The sequence below is a fragment of the Mesorhizobium sp. YR577 genome (assembly GCF_900116595.1).
Classification (GTDB): Bacteria; Pseudomonadota; Alphaproteobacteria; order Rhizobiales; family Rhizobiaceae; genus Mesorhizobium_M.
On sequence record NZ_FPBI01000018.1, the window covers coordinates 89,379 to 114,905 of the forward strand.

24 protein-coding genes are annotated in these 25,527 nt (G+C 63.4%); 13 read left to right on the forward strand and 11 right to left on the reverse strand.

All coding sequences use genetic code 11. The annotated features are described in order from the left end of the window. The first annotated feature begins 50 nt into the window (after positions 1–50). Genes BM413_RS23655 through BM413_RS23665 form a run of 3 tightly spaced genes read left to right on the forward strand, consistent with a single transcriptional unit; the run spans position 51 to position 2,298 of the window. Entirely contained in the window at positions 51–521 is a 471-nt protein-coding gene (locus BM413_RS23655; protein WP_091917310.1) for a CYTH domain-containing protein, read from the forward strand. Further along, positions 518–1,450 carry a CHAD domain-containing protein gene (locus BM413_RS23660; RefSeq protein ID WP_091917311.1) on the forward strand — a complete coding sequence of 311 codons (933 nt, stop codon included), beginning with the start codon at positions 518–520 and terminating at the stop codon, positions 1,448–1,450. The genes BM413_RS23655 and BM413_RS23660 overlap by 4 nt, the downstream gene beginning before the upstream one ends. Further along, complete coding sequence (locus BM413_RS23665) at positions 1,447–2,298, forward strand: C40 family peptidase (protein ID WP_091917312.1); 852 nt, start codon at positions 1,447–1,449, stop codon at positions 2,296–2,298. Before BM413_RS23660 ends, BM413_RS23665 begins: the two co-directional genes overlap by 4 nt. 3 nt (positions 2,299–2,301) lie before the next feature. Here the strand turns inward: BM413_RS23665 and BM413_RS23670 are convergent, their stop codons facing one another. The 5 genes from BM413_RS23670 to BM413_RS23690 all read right to left on the reverse strand — a co-directional run bounded on the left by BM413_RS23670 (position 2,302) and on the right by BM413_RS23690 (position 10,132). Next, entirely contained in the window at positions 2,302–4,743 is a 2,442-nt protein-coding gene (locus BM413_RS23670; RefSeq protein ID WP_091917313.1) for a GcvT family protein, read from the reverse strand. Next, on the reverse strand, positions 4,740–5,630 hold the full coding sequence (locus BM413_RS23675) for a phosphotransferase family protein (RefSeq protein WP_091917314.1): 891 nt from the start codon (positions 5,628–5,630) through the stop codon (positions 4,740–4,742). Before BM413_RS23675 ends, BM413_RS23670 begins: the two co-directional genes overlap by 4 nt. A 190-nt stretch (positions 5,631–5,820) precedes the next feature. Next, positions 5,821–7,842 (reverse strand): ABC transporter permease, encoded by a 2,022-nt coding sequence (locus tag BM413_RS23680; RefSeq protein WP_244537995.1) that lies wholly within the window; start codon positions 7,840–7,842, stop codon positions 5,821–5,823. 217 nt (positions 7,843–8,059) lie between these two features. After that, positions 8,060–9,079 (reverse strand): quaternary amine ABC transporter ATP-binding protein, encoded by a 1,020-nt coding sequence (locus BM413_RS23685; RefSeq protein WP_091917347.1) that lies wholly within the window; start codon positions 9,077–9,079, stop codon positions 8,060–8,062. 78 nt (positions 9,080–9,157) lie between these two features. Then, positions 9,158–10,132 carry an ABC transporter substrate-binding protein gene (locus BM413_RS23690; protein WP_091917315.1) on the reverse strand — a complete coding sequence of 325 codons (975 nt, stop codon included), beginning with the start codon at positions 10,130–10,132 and terminating at the stop codon, positions 9,158–9,160. 242 nt (positions 10,133–10,374) lie between these two features. On the opposite strand from BM413_RS23690, the gene BM413_RS23695 reads away from it, so the two are divergent. Then, the gene (locus BM413_RS23695; protein ID WP_091917316.1) at positions 10,375–11,154 is read left to right on the forward strand and encodes a DeoR/GlpR family DNA-binding transcription regulator; all 780 of its coding nucleotides are present in this window, start codon (positions 10,375–10,377) and stop codon (positions 11,152–11,154) included. Positions 11,155–11,159: 5 nt separating this feature from the next. On the opposite strand, the gene BM413_RS23700 is transcribed toward BM413_RS23695, so the two are convergent. Genes BM413_RS23700 through BM413_RS23715 form a run of 4 tightly spaced genes read right to left on the reverse strand, consistent with a single transcriptional unit; the run spans position 11,160 to position 14,593 of the window. Next, positions 11,160–12,056 (reverse strand): NAD(P)/FAD-dependent oxidoreductase, encoded by an 897-nt coding sequence (locus tag BM413_RS23700; RefSeq protein WP_091917317.1) that lies wholly within the window; start codon positions 12,054–12,056, stop codon positions 11,160–11,162. Further along, positions 12,046–12,495 carry an RrF2 family transcriptional regulator gene (locus tag BM413_RS23705; protein ID WP_091917318.1) on the reverse strand — a complete coding sequence of 150 codons (450 nt, stop codon included), beginning with the start codon at positions 12,493–12,495 and terminating at the stop codon, positions 12,046–12,048. Before BM413_RS23705 ends, BM413_RS23700 begins: the two co-directional genes overlap by 11 nt. 59 nt (positions 12,496–12,554) lie before the next feature. Further along, on the reverse strand, positions 12,555–13,922 hold the full coding sequence (locus tag BM413_RS23710; RefSeq protein WP_091917319.1) for a sensor histidine kinase: 1,368 nt from the start codon (positions 13,920–13,922) through the stop codon (positions 12,555–12,557). Then, on the reverse strand, positions 13,919–14,593 hold the full coding sequence (locus BM413_RS23715; RefSeq protein WP_091917320.1) for a response regulator transcription factor: 675 nt from the start codon (positions 14,591–14,593) through the stop codon (positions 13,919–13,921). Before BM413_RS23715 ends, BM413_RS23710 begins: the two co-directional genes overlap by 4 nt. Positions 14,594–14,807: 214 nt before the next feature. Between BM413_RS23715 and BM413_RS23720 the strand changes: the two genes are divergently transcribed. The 9 genes from BM413_RS23720 to BM413_RS23760 all read left to right on the forward strand — a co-directional run bounded on the left by BM413_RS23720 (position 14,808) and on the right by BM413_RS23760 (position 24,395). After that, the gene (locus BM413_RS23720) at positions 14,808–15,407 is read left to right on the forward strand and encodes a class I SAM-dependent methyltransferase (RefSeq protein WP_091917321.1); all 600 of its coding nucleotides are present in this window, start codon (positions 14,808–14,810) and stop codon (positions 15,405–15,407) included. Continuing rightward, positions 15,404–16,042 (forward strand): DedA family protein, encoded by a 639-nt coding sequence (locus BM413_RS23725; protein ID WP_091917322.1) that lies wholly within the window; start codon positions 15,404–15,406, stop codon positions 16,040–16,042. Before BM413_RS23720 ends, BM413_RS23725 begins: the two co-directional genes overlap by 4 nt. Before the next feature lie 42 nt (positions 16,043–16,084). Continuing rightward, the gene (locus BM413_RS23730) at positions 16,085–16,996 is read left to right on the forward strand and encodes a LysR family transcriptional regulator (RefSeq protein ID WP_091917323.1); all 912 of its coding nucleotides are present in this window, start codon (positions 16,085–16,087) and stop codon (positions 16,994–16,996) included. 126 nt (positions 16,997–17,122) lie between these two features. Then, positions 17,123–18,280 (forward strand): ABC transporter substrate-binding protein, encoded by a 1,158-nt coding sequence (locus tag BM413_RS23735; protein ID WP_091917324.1) that lies wholly within the window; start codon positions 17,123–17,125, stop codon positions 18,278–18,280. 225 nt (positions 18,281–18,505) lie between these two features. Continuing rightward, the gene (locus BM413_RS23740; RefSeq protein ID WP_091917348.1) at positions 18,506–19,501 is read left to right on the forward strand and encodes an ABC transporter ATP-binding protein; all 996 of its coding nucleotides are present in this window, start codon (positions 18,506–18,508) and stop codon (positions 19,499–19,501) included. A 202-nt stretch (positions 19,502–19,703) separates the two neighbouring features. Further along, positions 19,704–20,672 carry an ABC transporter permease gene (locus tag BM413_RS23745; protein ID WP_091917325.1) on the forward strand — a complete coding sequence of 323 codons (969 nt, stop codon included), beginning with the start codon at positions 19,704–19,706 and terminating at the stop codon, positions 20,670–20,672. Positions 20,673–20,866: 194 nt separating this feature from the next. Further along, complete coding sequence (locus BM413_RS23750; protein ID WP_091917326.1) at positions 20,867–21,682, forward strand: ABC transporter permease; 816 nt, start codon at positions 20,867–20,869, stop codon at positions 21,680–21,682. Between the two features lie 116 nt (positions 21,683–21,798). Then, positions 21,799–23,226: a gamma-aminobutyraldehyde dehydrogenase gene (locus BM413_RS23755; RefSeq protein WP_091917327.1), complete on the forward strand. Its 1,428-nt coding sequence runs from the start codon at positions 21,799–21,801 to the stop codon at positions 23,224–23,226. Between the two features lie 320 nt (positions 23,227–23,546). Further along, positions 23,547–24,395 (forward strand): sugar phosphate isomerase/epimerase family protein, encoded by an 849-nt coding sequence (locus tag BM413_RS23760; RefSeq protein WP_091917328.1) that lies wholly within the window; start codon positions 23,547–23,549, stop codon positions 24,393–24,395. Between the two features lie 21 nt (positions 24,396–24,416). Here the strand turns inward: BM413_RS23760 and BM413_RS23765 are convergent, their stop codons facing one another. Then, positions 24,417–24,707, reverse strand: a complete 291-nt coding sequence (locus BM413_RS23765; RefSeq protein ID WP_091917329.1) for a formate dehydrogenase subunit delta — start codon at positions 24,705–24,707, stop codon at positions 24,417–24,419. Further along, on the reverse strand, positions 24,697–25,527 hold the full coding sequence (fdhD, locus tag BM413_RS23770; RefSeq protein WP_091917330.1) for a formate dehydrogenase accessory sulfurtransferase FdhD: 831 nt from the start codon (positions 25,525–25,527) through the stop codon (positions 24,697–24,699). The genes BM413_RS23765 and fdhD overlap by 11 nt, the downstream gene beginning before the upstream one ends.

The window sequence follows — 25,527 nt, forward strand, 5'->3', positions numbered from 1 at the left end:
AAGTCAATACGGCTTGCCCCGGAGGGCCGGGTAGGCTTTATTCTCGCGCCATGGCCAAGGAAATCGAACGCAAATTCCTGGTGACTGGCGAAGGCTGGCGTGCCTTGGCCGAGGCCGCCGTTTCGATGCGCCAGTTCTATCTCGATGCCGAGCCGGATCGCTCCGTGCGCGTGCGCATCCGCGAGGGTGCGGCGCTGCTCACGCTCAAATTCGGTGTCCATGCGCGCGTCCGCGACGAGTTCGAATATGCGATCCCGCTGGCGGATGCGGAGGAAATGCTGGACTTTGCCGTCGGATGCGTCGTGGAAAAAACGCGCTACAATGTCCGCCATGGCGGGCATCTTTACGAAGTCGATGTCTTTGGCGGCGATCTGACCGGGCTGGTCATGGCGGAGCTCGAAACGCCGGAGGATGTCCCGAATAGTGCGCTGCCCGCCTGGCTTGGCCGCGAAGTGACCGGGCAAACGGAATTCTACAACGCTTCGCTGGCGCTGCACGGCCGGCCGGGAGAGGTTGCATGAACTTTCGCATCGATCCGCGCCTGCCGCTCACCGCCGAGATACGGCGCATCGCTACCGAGGAAATCGGCACGGCGATGGCGGATCTTGCGGCCGCTCGCACCGAACCGGAGGTCAAGCTTCACCAGTCGCGCCGCCGCTTCAAGCGATTGCGCGCGCTGTTCCGGCTGGTGCGGGATGCGGACGAGGATTTCTGCCGCAGCGAAAATGCCCGCTATCGCGATCTTGGCCGCAGCCTGGCCGGCGCGCGCGAGGCAACGGCCCTGATCGAAACGATCGACCGCCTGATCAGGGCGTTTCCGCAGGACACGGCCTATAACGCGCTTGCCGGCCCGCGCGGTGTTCTCGTTGCGCGCCGCGCTGCGAACTCCACCAATGGCGCCGGGCTGGAGGCCGATATCGACGAGGCGCTCGCCGACTGCGAACGCGGGCGCATGGCCCTTGGCACCTTCGTGCTGCCATACGAACCGGAGGCTGCCGCCGATCTGCTTGCCGACGGTGCCCGCAAGGCCATGCGGCAGGCGTCGCGTGCGCTCGAGAAGGCACAAAAGCACGGCGCGCCTGAAGACTTTCATGAACTGCGCAAATGCGTGAAGACGCATTGGATGCATCTTCAGCTGCTGCATGCCTTCTGGCCGCGCCCGCTGAAACCACGCCGCAAGGCGGTAGATGAACTCGGCGAGCGGCTTGGCGAACTTAACGACCTTTTCGTGCTGCGCCGGCTGATCGACGAAGAGGGCAAGGCGCTGGGCAATGGGCGGGAACTGGCGCTGCTGCGCCGGCTGATCAAGCGCTCCGAAAAGGCGCTGAAGAAGGAGGCCCTGCGCGAGGCCGAGCGGCTTTTCGACGATGCGCCGAACAAGACTGCCCGCCGGATCGTCAAGAACTACCAGGCCGGGGCTGACGAAGAGCGCCCTGCGACAGACCAATGACAGCCCCGAGGGACACGCTGCTTGACCGCATTGGTCATTGGCTCGCTGGCCGGCTGCAGCAGGAATCGTCTGGCTACCAGCCCTATACGCCGTCCGATCCCGAAACGCTGCGCCGTGTTCTGGAGCCCGGCGATATCCTTCTCATCGAGGGCAACCAGCGCATTTCGGCCGTCATCAAATACCTCACCCAGTCGACCTGGTCGCATTCGGCCTTCTATGTCGGTGATGCGCTGCCTGAACCCGAGGATGGCTCGGAGCGGCCACGCCTGATCGAGGTCAATCTCGGCGAGGGCTGCGTGGCGGTACCGCTGTCGAAATACCGCACCTACAACACCCGCATCTGCCGTGCCCGCGGGCTGACGCCGGATGACCGCAACAAGGTCGTGTCCTTCATGATCTCGCGGCTCGGCCTGAAATATGACCTGAGGAACATCACCGACATGCTGCGCTATTTCATGCCGACGCCGCCGATACCGGTGCGCTGGCGCCGCCGCCTGATCGCCTTCGGTTCGGGCGACCCGACCCGCGCCATATGCTCGTCGATGATCGCCGAAGCCTACGGCCAGATCCGCTATCCGATCCTGCCGGAAATCACCCGCGCGCCCGGCCGCGCCTCGGCGCAATCGACCTATATGCGCCAGGAAATCCTGCACATCCGCCACCACTCGCTCTACACCCCGCGCGACTTCGACCTGTCGCCCTATTTCCAGATCGTCAAGCCGACGCTGGAATATGGTTTTGACTACAAGACAGTGACCTGGGGGGATGAGCCGCGGCCGGTGGAGGAAGAACCGGCGGCGGCTTTGGAGGCGAACCGCCGGGACATTACCGCCGCGAAATTGCCGTAGCGCTTAAGCCTTCACCTTCGCCATTGCCGGATCATAAAGCGGCTTGAGATGGATGCGCGCCTTGGTCCGCTCCATGGCCACCACCAGTTCATAATCGCCGCTGGTCAAAAATTCGTCGCTGACGCCGTCGACATTGCGGACATAGCCGTAGCCGACCGGTTTGCCGAGCGTGTAGCCGAAGCCGCCGCTCGAGAGATAGCCGACCGGCTCGCCGTTGCGCAGAATGGTTTCGCGGCCGAGCAGCACCACGTCCGGGTCATCGACCGTGAACCCGGCGAAGCGCTTCGTCAGCGGGGCGCCGCTCAGCCCTTCCAGTGCGCGCCGGCCAAGGAAATCGGTGTTTTTCATCAGCTTCACCGCCCAGCCCAGCCCGGCCTCCTGCGGTGTGTCGTTGGGCGTGATGTCCGCTCCCCAGGCGCGGTAGCCTTTTTCCAGGCGCAGCGATTCCAGCGCGCGATAGCCGACCGGGCGGATGCCGTGGGGCTTACCCGCCGCCATCAGCGCGTCGAAGATTTCACCGGCAGCGCCTATCGGCACATGCAGTTCCCAGCCGAGTTCACCGACATAGGTGACGCGCAAGGCGCGAACCGTGTGGCCGGCAATAACGATCTCGCGAACATGGCCGAAGGGGAAGGCGGTGTTGCAAACATCTGCGTCCGTCACCGCCGAGAGAACGTCCCGCGCCCGCGGCCCCATCAGCGACAGCGTGCCGAAATCCTCGGTCACGTCGGTCAGTGTCACATCGAAGCCGGCGGGGATGTGGTCGCTGATCCACGACAGGTCATGCGTGCGGAAGCCGGTGCCGGTGACGATGTAGAACTTCTCATCGGCAAGCCGCGCCACGACGATATCGGCCTCGATGCCGCCGCGCGTGTTGAGAAGCTGGGTGTAGGTCAGCCGCCCGACCGGCTTGTTGACATCGTTGGCGCAGATCCAGTCCAGCGCCTTCAGCGCATCAGGCCCGCTCATCTCGTATTTGGCGAAGGACGACTGGTCGAAGATGCCGACCGCCTCGCGCACATGGCGGTGCTCGTCGCCCACCGGCTCGAACCAGTTTTGCCGGCCCATGGAGTAGATATCCTTGGGCTCGATGCCCGCCGGTGCGAACCAGTTCGGTCGCTCCCAGCCGAGTTTCGAGCCGAAGACGGCGCGATGCTTCTTCAGCCGCTCATAGAGCGGCGAGACGATGCGCGGCCGGCCGGACTGATATTCCTCATGCGGAAAGCCGATCGTGTAGTGCTTGCCATAGGCCTCCAACGTGCGATCCGACACCCATTGCCGGTCGCGGTGCAGGCCGGAGAAGCGGCGGATGTCGACGGTCCACAGATCGAGCGGCGCCTCGCCATCGACCGCCCACTGCGCCAGCACCCAGCCCGCGCCGCCGCCCGAGGCGATGCCGAAGGCGTTGAAGCCGGCGCCGACGAACATGTTGGAACATTCCGGCGCGACGCCGAGGATGAAATTGCCGTCCGGCGTAAAGCTTTCCGGCCCGTTGATCATCTGCTTGACGCCAACCTTCTCCAGCGCCGGCACGCGGGCGATGGCCTGCGTCATATGCTGCTCGAAATGGTCGAAATCGTCATCGAACAGGCGGAATTCCCAGTCGTTCGGCACGTCTCCCGTCGTCCAGCCCTGCGGGTTCGGCTCGTAGCCGCCCATCACGAGGCCGCCGACCTCTTCCTTGAAATAGGTCAGCCGGTCGGGGTCGCGGATCGTCGGTGCGTCGGTGGAAAGCCCGTCGATCTTCTCGGTGATGATATACTGGTGCTTTACCGGCTGCAGCGGCACGTTTATGCCGGCCATAGCGCCCACCTGCCGCGCCCACTGGCCGGCGCAGTTCACCACCTTTTCGCAGGCGATGTCGCCCTTGTTCGTCTTCACCGCGGTGATGCGGCCATCCTTCATCTCGAAGCCGGTGACGCGCACCTCCTCGAAAAGCTTGGCGCCATGCATGCGCGCGCCCTTGGCCAGCGACTGCGTGATGTCCGAAGGGCTGGCCTGGCCGTCGGTTGGCAGCCAGCTCGCGCCGACGAGATCGGAGGTCTCCATCAGCGGCCACATGCGCTTGACCTCCTCGGGCGAGACCAGATGCATCTCCATGCCGAAGCTTTTGGCCGTGGTTGCCAGCCGCTTGAACTCGGTCCAGCGGTCCTGGTTGGTGGCGAGCCGCAGGCAGCCGGTCATCTTCCAGCCGGTGGCAAGCCCGGTTTCCTCGTCCAGCCGCTTGTAGAGGTCGACGGAATATTTGAGCACGCGCGTGATCGAGGCCGACGAGCGCAACTGCCCGACCAGACCCGCCGCATGCCAGGTCGAGCCGGAGGTAAGCCTGCCTTGCTCCAGAAGCACCACATCGGCCTTGTGGTCGCGCGCCAGATGGTAGGCTGTCGAGCAGCCGATGATGCCACCGCCGATGACGACGAGCTGGGCATGGGATGGCAAGGTCATGATGCGGTCTTTCCATATGTCATGCGGTAGTGTTCGAGGGCGGCGTCGAGCCGTTCGAGGTTTTCAGCGGTATAGGCGACGTAGTCCGCGCCGGGCGCGGTCAGGTGCAGTTCCGAAACCATGCTCCACATCGCCTCGCGCAGCAGCGAGGCGCATTGCATGGCGGCGTGCGCGCGGCGCAGCGGAATGTTCGGCGCATGGCCGAAATAGGCGCCAAGCAGGTCTTCCGATTCCTGCTCCGACATGCCGGCATTGGAGGCCACGCCGGCAAGATCGAACATGGCGGTGTTGAAACCGGCATATTCGAAGTCGATGAGCCAAAGCCTGTTGCCGTCGTCGAGAAAATTGGCCGGCAGCAGGTCGTTGTGACCGAACACCACCGGCAGTGCCAGTTGCGCGCGCTCCAGTTCGTCGGCCAGCGCGACATAGGAGGGCAGCTCTGCCGTCATGCGGCTGCCGCCGGCTTCGAGCGTGCGGGCATAGTCGCGAATGACGTGGAACACCCAGAACATGAAGCCGGCACCGGAGATATGCTTCGGCATCTCTTCGTGGAAGTGCCGCGCCAGCTCGGCGATGCGGATGCGGTTCTCGCGCACATCGTCCGGCCCGAAGGTTTTTGCGCCGAGATAAGCGGTAACCATCGCGCCCGGCTCGGCATATTGCAGTTCAGGCGCAAAGCCCGCCTCGAATGCGGCGCGCGCGGTCATGATCTCGCGCTCGCGGTAGACGTGGTGGAACGGATAATCCTTGCCGAAGCGCACGACATGTTTTCCGGCAGCGTCTGAGACCAGAAAATTCTCATTGCTCAGCCCGCCATTCAGCGGCTCGATGGCGATGCTGCCATTCCAGCAGGGCAGGGCGCGGATGCGGTCTTCGGTGGAGGTCATGTGGTTTGGCCTCCAGCCGGCGAACCCGCAAAGATACCCCCACCCCTAACCCCTCCCCACAAGGGGGAGGGGAATATCGACGCCGAGCCCTTTCGCTTCCTGCAGGCAATAGTCAGCGCAGGAAGATTCCCCTCCCCCTTGTGGGGAGGGGTTAGGGGTGGGGGTATGAGGCTGACCAATCGAGACATCATCACACCAACCCCAGCCTTATCTTTGCGCGCGCCGCCCCCGCAGAAATCAGCCGATCGGCGATGATCGCGATGAAGGCGACGGCAAACCCTGCCACCAGCCCGCGCCCGGTATCGGCCTTGGTCAGCGCGATATAGACCTCCTGACCGAGATCGCGCGTGCCGACCAATGCGGTGATCACCAGCATCGACAGCGCGAACATGATCGTCTGGTTCAATCCCAGCATGATTTCCGGCAGTGCCAGCTTCAGCTTGATCTTGGTGAGGATCTGGAACGGCGTGCAGCCCATCGCGCGTCCGGCCTCGATCAGGCGCGGGTCGACCTTCATCAGGCCGTGCACGGTGTAGCGGATCGCCGGCGCGATCGAATAGGCGACGACCGCGATCATGGCGGTGAAATCGCCGACGCGAAACAGCATCACCGCCGGCATCAGGTAGACGAAGGACGGCAGCGTCTGCAGCGTGTCGATGATGACGCGCACCCAGCTCCACAGCCGCGCCCGCTCGGCTGCCAATATGCCGATCGGAATGCCGAGAAGGGCTGCGAAGATCACCGAGATGCCGCAGAGATAGGTGGTGATCATCGCCTTTTCCCACTGGCCGGTGGCGGCAATGAGGAAGGCGAGCACGCCGACGATGGCGGCGAGCTTCAGACCGCCGAGCCGCCAGCCGGCGAAGGCGAGAATGCAGGTCACGCCGAGCCAGGGCAGGCCGCCGAGCAGGCGCTTGAACGGTATCAGTATGTTGAGCAGGACGGCGTTCTTGACCGCTTCGAAGGTGTCGAAGAAGTTGACGTTGATCCAGCCGACCACATTCGACCAGAACGATCCGGTCGAGAGTTTCAGCGCATCGGGGTAGGTCTGCACAGCAGGCAGGATAAGCCCGGCGACTCCAGTGACGAGGACCACCGCGACGGCAGCGAACGTATAGGGATGGCGGGCGACGAAGCCTCCAGTGGCCGCAGGCGCGACCGGTGCGCCGGCGCGCGCGGCATAGGCCTGGCTCAGCCGGTCGAGCGCGATTGCAAGGGCGACGATGGCCAGGCCCGCTTCCAATCCCGCGCCGATATCGAGGCGCCGAAGTGCTGCCAGCACGTCGAAGCCGAGGCCGCCGGCGCCGATCATCGAGGCGATGATGACCATGTTGAGCGACAGCATGATCACCTGGTTGACGCCGACCATCAGGCTGTCCTTGGCCGACGGCACCAACACCCGCCATGTCATCTGCCGGCGGGTGCAGCCGATCATGTTGCCGAGATCGCGGAATTCGGACGGCACCGCGCGCAGCGCCATCACGGTGATGCGCGTCATCGGCGGCATGGCGTAGATCAGCGTCGCGACGATCGCCGCCGTCGGCCCGAAGCCGAACAGGAACAGGATCGGTACCAGATAGGCAAAGACCGGAATCGTCTGCATCAGGTCGAGAACGGGCGTCAGCGCCGTCTCGAAACGCGGCCAGCGATAGGCGGCGATGCCGAGCAGCAGCCCGCCGACGACGCCGAGCGGCACGGCGACGAGGATCGACGCCAGCGTCACCATGGCGCTCTGCCATTGGCCGAAGACGGCGAGGAAGCCGAAACAGATGGCGACGATGGTGGCCAGCCTGCGCCCGCCGGCATGGTAGCCGATCAGCGTGACGACAGTGATGACTCCGACCCATGAGAGCGGCGGCAGGATTTGCACCGCGCTCGAGCCCTGGCCGGAGAGAAAGCCGGTGGCAAGCAGGCTGAGCGCCAGCCGGTAGGGCAGGTTGACGATGTCGGCGATGAACCGGGTCAGGTCGGTGAAGGTGAAGAAGCCGAAGCTCGCCTCGTTGACCAGCCATTTCATCGCATCGCTGATCCAGCGCGCCAGCGGAATCTGCCACGCTTTTGGATAGTCGAAAGCCCATTTCGAGATCGGCTGGCCGAATTGCCAAAGGGCGATAAAGACAGCACCGGCAGCCAGCCACGCAATCGACATTATGCCGCCATCCATGCGCGGAGCGATAGTGCGTTGGCTGGCGTTGATGGTCGGGGTGCTCATGAGACACCCATCGGCGGAATGTGCGAGGTCGTGTTACCCCCACCCCTAACCCCTCCCCACAAGGGGGAGGGGAACTCTGCCCCGTGCCGGTGGTGAGTCGGCTCGGCGTGGATTGTGGCGTCCCCCTCCCCCTTGCGGGGAGGGGCTAGGGGTGGGGGTGCGCATCGTAGGGCTGTAACGAGCAGATGGCATGAGGATCGATACAATCGAAGCATCTTCATCCCCGCATCATCAGTTCGACGACATCGTCGCGATGCAGCACACCGACCGGCTTGCCGGCGCTGTCGACCACGCCAATCCGATCGACATTGGCGAAGATGGGGGCAGCTTCGGCGATCGTTGCCCGCTCGCGCACGGTAGCACCCGTGCCGGCGGCGGAGTTGGCGGCGCGCATGATGGAGCCGACCTTGACCACCTTTGCCTTGGGCACGTTGCGGGTGAATTCCGCGACATAGGGTGTTGCCGGGTTGAGCACGATGTCTTCCGGCGTGCCGGCCTGGACGATGGCGCCGTCTTTCATGATGGCGATGCGGTCGGCCAGCCTTATCGCTTCGTCGAAATCATGGGTGATGAAGACGATCGTCTTCTTGAGCACAGATTGCAGGCGCATGAACTCGTCCTGCATCTCGCGCCGGATCAGCGGGTCGAGCGCAGAAAACGGCTCGTCGAGGAACCACAGTTCCGGCTCCACAGACAGGGATCGCGCGATGCCGACGCGCTGCTGCTGGCCGCCGGAAAGCTCGCGCGGAAAGAAATTCTCCTTGCCCGAGAGCCCGACCAGATCGATCATTTTCTTCGCCCGCGCCTCGCGCGTCCCGCGGTCGACACCCTGCACTTCGAGGGGGAAGGCGACGTTGGCCAGCACGGTCAGGTGCGGCAGCAGCGCAAAATGCTGGAACACCATGCCCATCTGGTGACGGCGAATCTCGATCATGCGGCTTTCGCTCGCCGCCAGCAGGTTTTCGCCGTTGAACAGGATTTCGCCGGACGTCGGCTCCACCAGCCGCGACAGGCAGCGTACCAGCGTCGACTTGCCGGAGCCGGACAGCCCCATGATGACGAAGATTTCGCCCGCATGGACTTCCAGATTGACGTCGCGCACCGCCCCGACCAGCCCGGCCTTGCCAAGGCTTGCCAGCGATGTGTCGGCATTTTTTGCGTTCAGAAATTCCCCGGCGCCGGCACCAAAAACCTTCCAGACATTACGACAGATGAGTTTTGGTTCCGATGCGGTCATCATCCGTCCGGTTTGGGATGTCTGTGAAAGCAAAAAAAACCCGCCGCACGAGGGCGGCGGGCAGGGGCAATTTCTATCCTATTTCTTGATCCACTCCGACCAGCGGGGCTCGTTGGCGCCTATCCACTCGGCAACCACGTCATCCACCTTCTTGCCGTCGAGGTCGACCTTGGTGATCATCTGGCCCATCTCGTCATTGTCGAGCGTGAAGGCCTTTATCGCCTTGTGGGCGCCCGGCCATTTGTCCTTCACGCCGGCCCAGCCGACCTTCCAGATTTCGCCATGCGGCTTGCCGCAATCATATTGAGCGTCGGGGTTCGATCCCCATTTCGGGTCGGTGTAGCACTCCTTCGTATATTCCGGGAATTCGATCCACTCGCCCTTGTATTTGGCCGGCGCCCAGTGCGGCGCGTAGATCCAGAGCAGGATCGGCGCCTTGCGCTGATAGGCGCTTTCGAGCTCGGCAAAGAGTGCCGCGTCCGTGCCGGCATGTATGACTTCGAAAGGCAGGTCGAGCGCCTCGACGCGTTCGTCGTCAAACCCGCCCCAGGTCACCGGTCCGCCGAGGTAGCGACCCTTGGGTGCGGTTTCGGCGGTTGAGAAGGCCTCGGCGCATTTCTCGTCCTTCAGCGCTTCCCAGTTGGGCAGGCCCGGGCACTTTTCCTTCATGTAGTCCGGAAACCACCACTCTTCCTTGGCCTTCATGCCGGTCGGGCCGAAATTCTCGACCTTCCCGGTGGCGGTCGCGGCGTCCATGGCGTCGCGGCCGGTGGTTTCCCACATTTCCATTGCGACATCGAGATCGCCCGTCTCGAGCCCGGCAAACTGGGCCAGATAATCGGCCTGCACGTAGTCGACGCTGTAGCCTGCTTTCTTCAGCACCTCGCCCATGATCTGGGTGGTGATGAGCTGTCCGGTCCAGTCATGCAGCGTCAGTTTGATCGGATCGGTCGACTCCTGGGCCCCCGCCCACTGCGACGATGAGAGGAGGGCAGCCGCCGATAGCGCTAACGCGCCGAACGCGGAACTGATGGTGCGGGTGCCCAATGGCATGCTGACCCTCCTGCTCACCGTTTTGGTATTCGTTTTATGTGCCCGAAGCTGCGGTTGCCTGTGTTTCTCAGCCGGCTTCAGGTCTGTTCCCTGAGGATGAGTGTCACGCAACGTAAGGTGGCTGTCAACGGAAATTTGTGGTCTTTTGTGTTTTTTTGACCGGGTTAAGGTAAGCTAGTTGTAAAATGCCACATAATTGCTTAAAAAGCGGTCATAGATGATGGCATCTGATACGGCGATCCATGAACCATTCAAAACGGCACAGCGAGATACTGCGGATTATTCAGGAAGAGGGCACGATCAGCGTCGCCGAGCTTGCTGAAAAGCTCGGCGTGTCGCTGGAGACGATACGGCGCGATGTGAAGCCGATGACCAGCGAAGGCACGGTCATCAAGATGCATGGCGCCATCGGCCTGCCCACTTTGGTCGGCGAGGCGCCCTTCGAGCGCCGCATGCGTGACAACGCCGAGGCCAAGCGGGCGATCGCGCAGCTGGTCGCCGCCACCATCCGCGACGGCGAGTCGATCATGCTCGATACCGGCACGACGACGAGCTATCTCGCCCGCGAGCTTCTCGGCCATCGCCGGCTGACCGTGGTGACGAATTCGTCCGACATCGCCCGCACGCTGGCGACCGTCAACGGCAACAAGGTCTATATGGCCGGCGGGGAGCTGCGCAGCGATTCAGGTGCGGCCTTCGGCGTCTCGGCCATCGAGTTCGTCAGCCGCTTCAGCGTCAACCACGCCGTCATTTCGACCGGTGCCATCGATGCCCAGATGGGCGTGATGGACTACGATCTCGAGGAAGCCGAATTCGCCCGCATGGTGCTGTCGCGCGCCACGCGAACCATCGTGATTACCGACCACACCAAGTTCGGCCGGCAGGGTCTCGTTCAGGTCTGCGGCTTCTCCGGCTTCGGCGAACTGGCGACGGACCGTATGCCGCCGCGCGAAATCGTCGCCGCGCTCAACACCGCCGGCACGCGCCTCAGGATCGCCGGCGACCATCGCGAAGTGGCCTGAGCCAACTACCCGAAAATCAGCGACTGGTGGGCCGCCACCCCGGCCCAGGTGCCGTTTGCGACGGCAAAGGCCACATTATGCGGCTCGCGCGCGGCATCGCCGGCGGCGTAGACGCCTTGCACCGTCGTCTGCTGGCGCTCGTCGACCTTGATGACCGGCCCGAAAAAGCCATCGACGAATTCGCAGCCCAGTTGTTCCGCCAGCGGGCTCACCATGCAGGTGCGCGGGGCGGTGAAAAGTGCCTTGATCTTTTGGGTGCTGCCGTCGTCAAGCCTGAGGAGAAGGCCGCTGGCGCTGTCGCCCTCGACATGGATCACACTGGCAGGCTCGACCACCACATTGCGTGTTCTCAACGCCTGCAGCTGTTCCGCATTCGGCACGAAAACGCCGTTTGTGAACAACGTCACATCGCCCCAATCGGCAATCATCTGCGCCTGATGAATGGCCATGGGTCCGGTCGCAAGAACCCCGAGAGCGCCGCCGGCCACCTCATAGCCATGGCAATAGGGGCAGTGCAGCACCGTCTTGCCCCATTGCTCGGCAAGGCCGGGAATGTCCGGCAGCGTGTCGCGCACGCCGGTGGCCAGGATCAGCCGTGACGCTTCGAAGGCTTCGCCGCTGCCGATGCCGATGCGAAGACCGGAATCAGTCGCTTCCGCTTTTTCAGCCAGACCATCGACGATCTCTGCCGTCGGGTAGGCAAGAAGCTGCCTGCGTGCGTCTCCAAGGATTTCAGCCGGCGCTCGCCCGTCCTGTCCGAGAAAACCGTGCGAATGCTCGGCGAAACGGTTACGCGGCAGGCCGGCGTCGATAACCAGAACCCGCCGCCGCGCCCGCGCGATCTGCGTGGCTGCGGCCAGTCCGGCAAAGCTTCCGCCAACGATGATGATGTCATACGGCATGTTCGGTCACTCCAAGTGCGGCATAGCGGCGGCGGAAATCGGCGGCGATGTCGGCAAGCGTCACGCGGGCGAGCTTTTGCAGAAGCAGGCGTTCCGCCTCGGCGCGAAAATCGTCGAGCACCGCAATCACCGCCTGCTCGACAAGGCAGCCGGGGGTTTCCGGCTCAGTGCTGAAGGGCAGCAGCGTCTCGCCAAGTGCCGTGCAGATCTCGGCCAGCGAGATCGTCTCAGGCGCCCGCGCAAGCTGCCAGCCGCCGCCATGGCCGCGCGCCGAGGCGACGATGCCGGCTTCGCGCAGGCCGGCGATGGTGCGGCGCACGACGACCGGATTGGTGTGGATGAAGGAGGCGAGCTGCTCGGAGGTTTGAATGCCCTCCCGCGCCTCGGCCATGTGGACGAGGATGTGCAGGGTCGAGGAAAGTTTGCTGTTTCGTTTCATGTAACTTACTTAGTTACGAATCGAAACGATGTCAAACACAAGCTCTGGAATGCTTTGTCTCAGGCTGTCTTGGGTTCGGCGGCCGGTGAAAAGATCATGCGGAAGCAAGCGCCGGCGGTTTTCGCCACGAGTTCGATGCGGCCGCCATGCAGCTGCATGATTTCCTGCACGAGATTGAGGCCGAGGCCGGCGCCATAGTTCTGCGGGCGGGCGCGGTAGAACGGCTCGAATATCCTTTCCCGCTCGGCTTCCGGAACGCCTTGGCCTTCGTCGGACACTTCGACGGTGGCGGGCGCATTTACGCACACCGTGATCTTGCCGGCATTGCATCCATGCTCGATGGCGTTTTGCACCAGATTGGTCACGGCGCGTTCGATCGCCGTTTGATCGCCATTCGTGAAAAGCGCTTTCGCAGCCGGCTCGAACGACACCTCGTAGCCGGCCGCGAATGCCATTGGTGCGAGGTCTACGACCACGCTGCGCGTCGTCTCGACCAGATCGACGGGCTTGAAACACTTGGCCTGCTGCCGGTCCAGGCGCTGCAGGTCGAGAAGCTGGTCGGTCAGCGTCGACAGGCGCGCGGTATCCTGCAGCAGCCGGGCCCGCTCCGGCGTTGCCGGCAGCGAGGAGATGCGTGTGTTGAGGATGGCAACGGGCGTGCGCAATTCGTGGGCGGCATCGGTCAGGAAGCGCTTGTGACGCTCATAGCCCTTGTCGAGCCGCGCCAGCGCGGCATTGACTGCATTGACCAGCGGCACCACCTCCAGCGGCACGTCCTTGACCGGCAGCTGCACACCGCGCTTGTCGATGTCGATCCGCTCGGCTGCTGCGGCCGCTTCCCCCAGGCCCGTAAGGGCGCCGCGAATGACCCAGGGCGTCGCCAGAAGGGTTGCCAGCGCCATCAGGCCGGTCAGCGGCAAAATCGCCTTGAGGAAAAAATGCGGTACAGCGGTAAGCAGGCGCAGCAGCGAAAGATCGCCTTGCGTGCCGGTCATGATGCGCACATCGCCGGCAGCCGTTTGGGCCCATTTGGTCACCGCGGCCGGCGGACCGTCCTTGGTCGGACTGAGCCGGGCATCGCTGACGAGATCGAGCATTCCGGCCAGTGGCGCGAACCCGGCCGGAACCGAGCCCTCCGAAAGCTGGCGTCCTTGCCCATCGCGGATGATGAACCAGAGATCGGGTACTTTCGTGCGCAGCTTGGCCAGCTCATGCGTCGGTTTCAGCACCAGATTGCCTCCGGCATCGCGGGCGACGGCATCTTTCAGCACGTCGAACGTGCCGTTCTCGTATTTTTCAGGAATGAAGCCTGCGCCCAGCATCACACTGAATATCAGCAGGATGAGCAGCGTCAGCATGACGCCCTGCAGCAACGCAATGCGCAGAACGAGGCGCCATTTCAGCGAGCAGAGCCAATGGTCTCTCATGACGTCTCGCGCAGCAGATAGCCGACGCCGCGAATGCCGTTGATCGTCACGCCGCCTGCGGCTTCCGAAAGCTTGCGGCGCAGCCGCGAAACATGGGTATCGAGCGCATTGGACTGGATCTCGTCATCGAGGCCGAACACCGATTCCATCAGTGACGAGCGCTGCACCATGCGGCCCGTGCGCCGCATCAGCGCCTCCAGCACCAGCAGTTCGCGCCGTGGCAAGGTAAACGGTTCGCCGCGAATGGAGGCTTCGCGGTGGCCGACATCGAATGCAAGATCGCCGGCGCGCAGCGTCTGCGCCTGCACGGTGGCAGGGCGGCGCAGCAATGCACGCAGCCGTGCCAGAAGTTCCTCGAAGGCAAACGGCTTTGCCAGATAGTCGTCGGCGCCCATATCGAGCCCGGCCACCTTGTCGGCAAGGTCGCCGCGCGCCGTCAGCACCAGAACCGGCGTGGCATTTTTGGTCGCGCGAAGCTTCGGCACCAGCGACAGCCCATCGCCATCCGGCAATTGACGGTCGAGCAGGATGGCGTCGTAGGTGTCGGTGGCGACGAAGCCCTCCGCGGCGGCGAGCGAGCCGGCATGATCCATAACCATGTCATGCCGCTTCAACGCGCTGCGCAGGGCCGAAACCATCTCCGGCTCGTCTTCGACCAGCAAAATGCGCATTCAACTTCCTTGCGAAGGCAATGTCCCGCCCGGCTATCCCGTCAACATTGCAGAAACATTGCGAAGTTGAAATGGCGATGCACCTTCCGCAGGCCAGCATTTTTTCATGAGGCTCGTTCCCGCGCAATGCCGGTGTAATCCTCCCGTCGCAAACAGCCCTCATTAAAGCTGGCGGTCGATTCGCCTGCTGCCGACATGTGGATTGAGGGTCGATATGCCTGCGAGTGATACTTTGTCCTTTCTCATGGCCTGGGCTGCGGCGCCATTGCGGGTCGCTTCGGTCACGCCGTCGAGCCCCAGCCTCGCGGCGCTGATGACGCGCGAGATAAATGCCGACACCGGACAGGTTCTTGAACTCGGGCCCGGCACGGGCCCTTTCACACGGGCACTGCTGGCGCGTGGCGTGAAGGAGGAGAACCTCACTTTGATCGAGGCAGGATCCGACTTCGCCAGCATGCTCAGGCACCGCTTCCCCGACGCGCGCGTCTTCGAGATGGATGCTGTGGGCTTGCGCCATCTGGCCCTGTTCGAGGGGCCGGTTTTGGGCGCTGCAATCAGCGGCTTGCCCTTCCTGTCGATACCGCCGCGCAAGACGCAGTCTATCCTAGAAGGCGTTTTCGCCAATCTTCGCCCCGGTGGTGCGCTTTACCAGTTCACCTATAGCTGGCGCTGTCCGATCGAGCAGACGATGCTTGATCGTCTCGACCTCGAGGCGACCCGCATCGGCCACACCTTTCGAAACTTCCCCCCGGCGGCTGTCTACCGTATAAGCCGGATTGAGACCGCTAACAGATATGATTGGCGCATCCGATGATCGGACCTGTAGCGACGATGCTCGGCCTTGGGCTTCTCGGCGCCGGCGTTCTCGCCTTCACTGAAAAGATACTGCCCGTGCCGCCCTCGCATGTGCTGCTGCTGTTCCTCGGCATGACGGCAGCACCGAACAGCGAAACCCTCGCCTCGCTGTTGCTGATCACCGCGCTCGGCTCCACCGTCGGCTCGATGTTCTGGTACGGCATGGGCCGCTGGCTGGGGTCGGACCGGGCAGGCCGGCTTGTCGAGCGCTTCGGCAAATATCTTTTTCTGCCCAAGGCGACCTATCAGCGGCTGGCGCAGGCCTATCGCGGCAACCAGTTTCGCGTGACACTTCTGGCCCAGCTCGTGCCTACGGTGCGCATCTATCTCGCCATTCCTGCCGGTGCATGGCGGCTTGCGGGCATGCCGTTCGTAGTCGCCACCTTCTGCGGTACCCTGGTCTGGAATGCCGCCTTTCTGGGCGCCGGCTATCTCATGCGCGATGCCGGGCAGGACCCGGTGACGATCGGCTTCCGCATCGTTGCGGTCGTCCTCGTGCTGGAGGCGGCATTCCTGGCCGCGCTGCGCTACGGCGCCGTTGGCCGCATCCGCGCGTTGCAGCGCGCTGTAGCCTTTCGGCGACGGGGACGCTGAGCGGCTCTTCCCATTCCTGCAGCGCGCGTGTTTATTCGCGCCATGGCATTCACCATCAGGCAGTTGCAGTTCTTCGTCGCGGTCGCCGAGCAGGGCACGGTTTCCGGTGCTGCGCAGAACCTTTCCATCTCGCAATCGGCAGTCACCGAGGCGATCAAGGATCTTGAGCGCGACCTCGGCGTCGAGCTTTTTGAGCGCCATCCGCGCGGACTGAACATCACCCACAAGGGCCATCAGTTCCTGCGCCATGCCACCAAGATTCTGGCTGACGTGTCCGACGCCCGCCGCACCTTTTCCGACGACAAGGAGCGCGCGACGGGCAGGCTTCAGCTCGGCGTCACATCGCTGGTCGCCGGCTATGTGCTGTCCGACCTGCTTGCCCGCTACCGCCGCGCCTTTCCCTCGATCGACGTGTCGGCCATCGAGGACAATGGCGACTATCTCGAGCATCTGCTGGTCGGCGGTGAATTGGATGTCGCCGTCATGGTCATCTCCAACCTGCGCGACCGCATGGCGCTGCAGGCCGAAATCCTCGAAGTCTCGCCTTACCGCCTGTGGCTGCCGCTCGGCCATCATCTGGCCAGCGCCGACATCATCGGCATCAACGACATCGTCAGCGAGCCGCTGATCATGCTCACCGTCGACGAAATCGAGGAGAACACCGGCAAGCTGCTGGTGGCCCTCGGTGCGCGCCCGCATGTCGCCTTCCGCACGCGCTCTGTGGAAGCGGTGCGCAGCCTCGTCGCCACCGGTGCCGGCGTGGCGCTGCTGCCCGATCTGGTCTACCGGCCCTGGTCGCTGGAAGGCGACCGCATCGAGTCGCGCGATATCTCCGGTTCGCTGCCGGTCGTGCAGGTCGGCATGGTCTGGCGGCGCGGCTCGAGCTTGCCGCAGGCAGCCCGCGATTTCATCGGCGTGGCCCAGTCGCAGCGGCAAACACGGCAAAGACCGTAACCTATCGGAAAAACCGATATCGTGTTTCTGATAAATCCGTTTGCGAATGCTCCGGATTCAGATCACCTTTCATTTCAGGGATCAACGTCGCCACCCAGAGCGGCCCCTTCAAATGGGAGAAAGTTCATGAAATCTTTTCTGAAGACATGCACCGCCCTGACCATGGCGCTGAGCTTTTCCGGCCAGGCGATGGCGCAGGAGATGCTGAAGGAAATCGGCAAGGGCGAAGGCCAGGTCAACATCATCGCATGGCCCGGCTATATCGAGCGCGGCGAAACCGACAAGGCCTATGACTGGGTCTCGGACTTCGAGAAATCTTCCGGCTGCAAGGTCAACGTCAAGACCGCCGCCACCTCCGACGAAATGGTCGCGCTGATGAACGAGGGCGGCTTCGACCTCGTCACCGCCTCGGGCGACGCCTCGCTGCGCCTGGTCGCCGGCAAGCGCGTGCAGCCGGTCAATGTCGATCTCATCAAGAGCTGGGGAACCGTCGACGAGCGTTTGCAGAACGCACCGTGGTTCACCGTCGACAAGGTCCATTACGGCGTGCCCTACCAGTGGGGGCCGAACGTGCTGATGTATAACACCGACGTCTTCAAGGAAGCGCCCAAGAGCTGGAACGTCGTCTTCGAGGCGATGGATTTCCCCGATGGCAAGCCAAACAAGGGCCGCGTCCAGGCCTATGACGGGCCGATCCACATCGCCGATGCCGCCAACTACCTGATGGCGCACAAGCCCGATCTCGGCATCAAGGACCCCTACGAACTCAATGAAGACCAGTACAAGGCAGCCCTCGACCTGCTGCGCGTCCAGCGCACGCTGGCCGGCCGCTACTGGCACGACGCCATGATCCAGGTGGACGATTTCAAGAACGAAGGCGTCGTCGCCTCCGGCTCGTGGCCGTTCCAGGTCAACCTGCTCAAGTCGGAAAAGCAGCCGATCGCCTCGACCATACCGGAAGAGGGCGCCACCGGCTGGGCCGACACCACCATGATGCATGTCGATGCCGCCAATCCCAACTGCGCCTATATGTGGATGGAGCATTCGCTCTCGCCCAAGGTGCAGGGCGATCTCGCCGCCTGGTTCGGCTCCAACCCGGCCGTCCCGGCTGCCTGCAAGGGCAATGAACTGCTCACCGACGAAGGCTGCAAGACCAACGGCTTCGAGGATTTCGCCAAGATCAAGTTCTGGAAGACCCCCGTCGCCAAATGCGCCAGCCAGGGCGAATGCGTGCCCTACTACCGCTGGGTGTCGGACTATATCGGCGTGATCGGCGGACGGTGAGCAGTTAACTTCCGGCGCTTGCGCCGCCCCTCACCTGCCTGCCGGCAATCCTCTCCCCGTATAGTGACGGGGATAGGAAGGCTGGCCGCGACGCTGACGCTTCTTCCTTCTCCCCGTTCACGGGGAGAAGGTGGCCCGAAGGGTCGGATGAGGGGCAGCGCCGACCTCAGCAATCGGCGATCGGGCCGTATCGATCCCGACTGAGCACCTTTGGACATCGACCCCATGACCACAGCCGTCTCCTTCGAAAAAGTCTCCCGCCACTTCGGCGCCGTGCGCGCCGTCGATGCGGTCGACCTCGATATCCGGCCCGGCGAGTTCTTTGCCATGCTCGGCCCGTCGGGTTCGGGCAAGACCACCTGCCTGCGCCTGATCGCCGGCTTCGAGCAGCCGACGGCGGGTTCTATTTCCATCTTCGGCGAGCGCGCCGAGGGCGTCCCGCCCTATCGCCGCAACGTCAACACGGTGTTTCAGGACTACGCGCTGTTCCCGCATCTCAACGTGCTCGACAACGTCGCTTATGGGCTGATGGTCAAAGGCGTGGGCCGCACGGAGCGTGCCAAACAGGCAGAAGACGCCTTGAAGCTCGTGCAGCTTCCCGGCTATGGCGCGCGCCGCCCGAGCCAGCTTTCCGGCGGCCAGCGTCAGCGCGTGGCGCTGGCGCGCGCGCTGGTCAACAAGCCGCGCGTGCTGCTGCTCGACGAGCCGCTCGGCGCGCTCGATCTCAAGCTGCGCGAAAACATGCAGGAGGAGCTCAAGCTGCTCCAGCGCGCGCTTGGCATTACCTTCGTCTTCGTCACCCACGATCAGGGCGAGGCGCTGTCCATGGCCGACCGCGTTGCCGTATTCAACGATGGCCGCATCATGCAGATCGGCACGCCGCAGGATATCTACGAGCGGCCGCAATCGCGCTTCGTCGCCGATTTCGTCGGCTCCTCCAACGTGCTGTCGCCCGATTTCGTCGCCCGCCATGGCGGCAAACGCCGCTGGGCGAGCCTGCGGCCGGAAAAGATCAGGCTGGGCGAAAAAGCAGGGCAGGGCGTGTCCGGCACCGTGCGCGCGCGCAGCTTTCTCGGCGCCACCAACCGGCTCACCGTCGATGCCGAAGGCACCCGCCTGCATGTCATAACGCCCGCCGGCCAGCCCGTGCCGGAAGACGGCGCCGATGTCTCGCTCGTCTGGCTGCCGGCCGATCTTCATTTGATGGACGAGCCGGCATGAGCGCAGCCGCACACACCCGCACCGCGTCATCCTGGAAGCCGCTTGAAGCGAAGCGAAAAGAGGCTATCCGGGACCCATTCAGCAGCGGTCTTCTGCCAAACGGCGTTCCGGAATGGGTCCCGGCTCGCGGTCGCTCCGCTTCCTTGGCCATGATGACGTCTCGGTTGGGGCAGCCCAAGCGCCGGCGTTGGAGGGATGCGGGATGAATACGTCCACCGCCCTTCAGGCCCATACAGCGCCGGTCATCCTGCCCAGCCGCGGCGGTATTGCGGGCGCGTTGTCGGATATCTTCTGGCGCAAGCCGAAACTGCTTCTGCTCTTGATGCTGACGCCGCCGCTTCTGTGGCTCGGCGTCGTCTATCTTGGCTCGCTGTTTGCGCTGCTGTTGCAGAGCTTCTTTTCGATCGATGATTTTTCTGGGCTCATCAACCGCGAATTCACGCTGAAGACCTATGGCGAGCTGCTGCGTCCCGCCAATTTCGACATCATCGTCCGCACGGTGACGATGGCCGCCTGCGTCACGCTGGCCTCGGCGGTCGTCGCCTTTCCCATCGGCTATTTTGCGGCGCGTTATGCCCGCGGCAAATGGAAGGCGCTGTTTTATCTCGGCATCATGCTGCCGCTGTGGTCCAGCTATCTGGTCAAGATCTATGCCTGGAAACTCATCCTCGCCAAGGAAGGCATTCTCACCTGGCTGTTCGCCAAGCTGCATCTGTCGTGGCTGCTCGATGCGTGGCTGTCTCTGCCTTATGTCGGCGGAAATTCGCTGTCGGTTTCCTTCACCGGCACCTTCATCGTCTTCGTCTATGTCTGGCTGCCCTTCATGATCCTGCCGATACAGGCAGCCCTCGAGCGCGTGCCGGGCAATCTGGTAGAAGCCTCGTCCGATCTCGGCGCAACCCCCGGCCAGACCTTCCGCAACGTGCTGTTTCCGCTGGCCCTGCCGGGCATCGTCGCCGGCTCCATCTTCACCTTCTCGCTGACGCTGGGCGATTACATCATCCCGCAGATCATCGGCACGTCGCGGCTGTTCATCGGGCAGGCGGTCTATGCCCAGCAGGGCACGGCGGGCAACATTCCATTGGCTGCTGCATTCACGGTGGTTCCGGTCGTGATCATGGGGCTCTACCTCTGGGCAGCCAAGCGCATGGGAGCCTTCGATGCGCTTTAGTTCTTCGGAGATGACCCCCACCCCTAACCCCTCCCCACAAGGGGGAGGGGGATCTCTCATGCATTCATTCTTGCCGAATTTTTCTTTGTCTGAGTGTGTCCCTGCCGAAGGCGAGGTGGAAAGATTCCCCTCCCCCTTGTGGGGAGGGGTTAGGGGTGGGGGTAAATACGTCAGCATAAGTGCGCGAGGTTCCCATGCGCTCTGACCGCCATCAATCCGCCCCGCTCGGCCTCAAGATCGCCGCCGGCGCAGGCCTGCTGTTCCTGCATCTGCCGATCCTGCTGATCTTCGTCTATGCCTTCACGACGGAGGAAAAGAGCTATCAGTGGCCGCCGCCCGGTCTCACCACGCAATGGCTCGCCGTTGCCTGGAACCGGCCTGATGTGTGGGCAGCCCTTGGCCTGTCGGTCAAGGTCGCGGCGGTGTCGACGGCGATTGCGCTGGTGCTCGGCACGCTGTGTGCCGCCGCCGTCAGCCAGACGAAATTCTTCGGCCGTGAGGTGATCTCGCTGCTGGTCATCCTGCCCATCGCACTGCCCGGCATCATCACCGGCATTGCGCTCCGCTCAGCCTTCAGCCTGGCCGAAATTCCTTTCTCGTTCTGGACGATCATCCTCGGCCACGCCACGTTCTGCGTCGTCGTGGTCTACAACAACGCGGTCGCCCGCTTCCGCCGCACCTCCGGTTCGCTGATCGAGGCGTCGATGGACCTCGGCGCAGACGGCTTCCAGACTTTCCGTCATGTCGTGCTGCCCAATATAGGCACCGCACTTCTGGCCGGCGGCATGCTCGCCTTCGCGCTGTCCTTCGACGAGGTCATCGTCACCACCTTCACCGCCGGCCAGCAGCAGACGCTGCCGATCTGGATGCTGGAGGAACTGGTGCGGCCCCGCCAGCGCCCGGTCACCAATGTCGTGGCCATGGTCGTCGTGCTGGTGACGTTCCTGCCCATCCTTGCCGCCTATTATCTGACCCGCGACGGCGACCAGATAGCGGGTGCGGGGAAGTGAAATGAGTGAATAGGGAGTAGTGAATAGTGAATAGGAAAAAGCAACGCGATCAAACCTATTCACCACTCACTACTCACTACTCGCTCTCTTGAGACACCAATTCAGGGAGAGTTTACATGGACACCGAGATGCTGATCGGTTCGCGCTTCGAAAAGGGCACCGAGACCGAGGAGCCGATCCTCAACCCCAAGACCGGCCAGATCATCCTCAACCTGCCGGAAGCGAGCCAGTCGCAGATCGAGGCGGCGGTTGCCGCCGCCGAGAAGGCTTTCACCGAGTGGTCGCGCACCACGCCGGCGCAGCGCTCCGGCTATCTCCTGAAGATCGCCGACCGCATCGAGGCCGAGGCGGAAAGCTTCGCCAAGCTCGAGGCGCTGAATTGCGGCAAGCCGATCAATGCCGTTCTCAACGACGAAATCCCGGCCATTGTCGATTGCTACCGCTTCTTTGCCGGCGCGGTGCGCTCCATGCCGGGCGTGGTTGCCGGTGAATATCTGCCCGGTCATACGTCCATGGTGCGGCGCGACCCGATCGGCATCGTCGCCTCCATTGCGCCGTGGAACTATCCGCTGATGATGATGGCGTGGAAGCTCGCGCCGGCCATCGGCGGCGGCAACACGGTGGTGTTCAAGCCGTCCGAGCAGACGCCGCTGACGGCACTGAAGCTGGCGAAGATCATGGCCGAGATCCTGCCCGAAGGCGTGGTCAATGTCGTGCTCGGGCGTGGCGAAAGCGTCGGCAATGCGCTGATCAACCACCCCAAGATCAACATGATCTCGATCACCGGCGACGTCGCCACCGGCAAGAAGGTGCTGCAGGCAGCGGCCAAGTCGGTCAAGCGCACGCATCTGGAACTCGGCGGCAAGGCGCCGGTCATCGTCTTTGACGATGCCGATCTGGAAGCTGTTGTGAATGGCTTGCGCGCCTTCGGCTATTACAACGCGGGGCAGGACTGCACCGCCGCCTGCCGCATCTATGCCGGCAAGAAGATCTACGAAAAACTCGTCGCAGACCTGTCCTCGGCCGTCTCGACCATAAAATTCAACCAGCCGGACGACACCGAAAACGAGATCGGCCCGCTCATCTCGAGCCGCCAGCGCGACCGCGTCGCCTCCTTCGTCGAGCGCGCCTCGGAACTGAAGCATGTCGAGATCACCACCGGCGGCAAGCCGGGCGAGGGCGGTGGCTTCTTCTATCAGCCGACCGTGGTTGCCGGCGCCTTGCAGGAAGACGAGATCGTGCGCCGCGAAGTCTTCGGCCCGGTCGTCTCCGTCACCCGCTTCTCCGACGCCGACGAAGCCGTCAACTGGGCCAATGATTCCGACTACGGCCTTGCCTCGTCCGTCTGGACCAAGGACGTCTCGCGCGCCATGGCCACTGCCGCACGGCTGCAATATGGCTGCACCTGGATCAACACCCACTTCATGCTCACCAACGAGATGCCGCATGGCGGGCTGAAGCAGTCCGGCTACGGCAAGGACATGTCGCTCTACGCGCTGGAAGATTATACGGCGGTGCGGCATGTCATGATTGCCCATGGGTGATCGTCATCTCGCTTCCTTTTCGGCGGCGCATTGCCTTTGAGATGACCCCCACCCCTAACCCCTCCCCACAAGGGGGAGGGGACTTTGCTGCAAGGCTGCCCGGCCCCAACCTTCACCGTTCTTGATGGCTAAGGCGACGAGATCGTCCCCCTCCCCCTTGTGGGGAGGGGTTAGGGGTGGGGGTCTTTCCTCCGCTCAGGTCCATCAGAGCACCCATGCGCCCTCTGCCCAAGATTTCGGCCTGCATCATCTGGTCCTACCAGATTTTCCCCGCTAGATTGCTGTTGAACCGCCACCAGAGCGGCCATCGGAGGGGACAAATGAAAATCGGCTTCTGCATGTTCCTGTGGACGACCAACGTCACGGGGAAGCACCAAAAACTGCTGCGCGACATCAAGGCGACCGGCTATGACGGCGTCGAGATCCCGATCTTTGAAGGCACGCCCGACGACTACAGGCGGCTTGGCGAAATGCTCGATCGCATCGGCCTTGAGCGCACCGCCGTTTCGGCCATGGGCGATCCGGCGATGAATCTGATTTCGCCGAGCGCTGCCACTCGCAAGGCCGGGGTAAAATACATGAAATGGGCGATCGATTGCGCCGAGGCGCTGGGTGCGAAAACACTCAGCGGCCCGCTTCATTCCACCCTCGGCCAGTTTTCAGGCGTCGGCCCGACTTCTGCCGAAAAGAAACGCTCGGTCGCCTCGCAGCGCGCCATTGGCGACCATGCGGGCCGGCATGGCGTCACCATCGGGCTGGAGGCTCTGAACCGCTTCGAATGCTATCTCCTGAACACGATGGAAGATCTCTCGGCCCATATCGACGAGATCGGGCACCCCAACATCCGGGCGATGTACGACACCTTTCACGCCAATATCGAGGAGGCCGACCCCATCGGCGCCTATACCAAGCACGTCCGCAACATCGCCCACATCCATATTTCGGAAAACGATCGCGGCGTGCCGGGACGCGGCAATATCCCGTGGAAGAAGACGTTTTCCGCGATCAAGGAGAGCGGTTACGACGGCTGGCTCACCATCGAGGCGTTCGGGCGTGGGTTGAAGGATCTGGCGGCGGCGACGAAAGTCTGGCGCGATTTTGCCGAAAGCCCGGAAGCGGTCTATCGCGAGGGATATGCCCACATCTGGAAAGGCTGGAAGCGGGCATAGGACGACGGCCTCGGCGGGCGGTCAGCCGCTGACGTCGGCATTTGCCTCCGCGGCTTGCGCCGCCGTCACAGGATCGCTTGGCCGCCTGATCTTTTCCGAAGCCGCGATCACCAGTTCGTCCAGCCCTTCGCCGCCACTGTCGAGGACCTCGAACAGATGCCGGCGCATGCGCGGTTCCCAGAACTTGTTGATGTGTTCGGCGGTGCCGGCAAGGCCTTCCTCGCGCGGCTTGGAGTGGAAGAACGTCGCGATCTGATTGGCCATGCGGATCAGCTTGTCGCGCGTGCTGGCCTTGTGTTCTTCAAGCGACATGTCTGGCTGCTCCGGAAATAACGCGGTCTGGATGGGTGAAAATGTCGAAATCGTCGCCGCGCACCAGTGCCACCAGCGTCATGCCGGCCTCGTCGGCGGTGCGGATGGCAAGGGCGGTCGGCGCCGACACGGCGATGATGAAGCGCGCGCCGATCGCCGCCGTCTTCTGCACCATTTCCACCGAAACGCGCGACGTGACGACGACCGCACCCGAAGAACCGTCGATGGCCTTGTGGGCGAGCGCGCCGGCAAGCTTGTCGAGCGCGTTGTGGCGGCCGACATCCTCACGCGCCTTGATAATGCCCTTGCCCGGCACGTAGAAGCCGGCGGCGTGCACCGCGCCGGTCTCGGCGTGCATCGGCTGCACCTTGGAAAGCAGTTTTACCGACTGGACGATATCGTTTTCGCTGAGCGTAAGCGGCGACGCACCGACCTGATCGACCGAGCGCATCGCCTCCTCGATGGATTCGATGCCGCACAGCCCGCAGCCTACCGGTCCGGCCAGCCGCCTGCGCCGCGCCTGGAAGCGCGTATTGGCCTTGTCCTTCAGCTTGATCTGGATGTCGATGCCGGCGCCCTGGTCCTCGACCTCGATCGCCTCGATCTCATCGACTGACGAGATGATGCCTTCGGTCAGCGAAAACCCCAGCGCGAAATCCTCGAAATCCGCCGGGCTTGCCATCATCACCGCATGGGTGGTGCCGGCGAAGGAAAACGCCACCGGCGTTTCCTCCGGCACCATGCGGTTAGCCGCCGCCGTTCCCGCCGCGCGCCGGGCGAGGCGGGAGGTCTGGGTGATTGGTTTGCGGGCCGCAGCCAC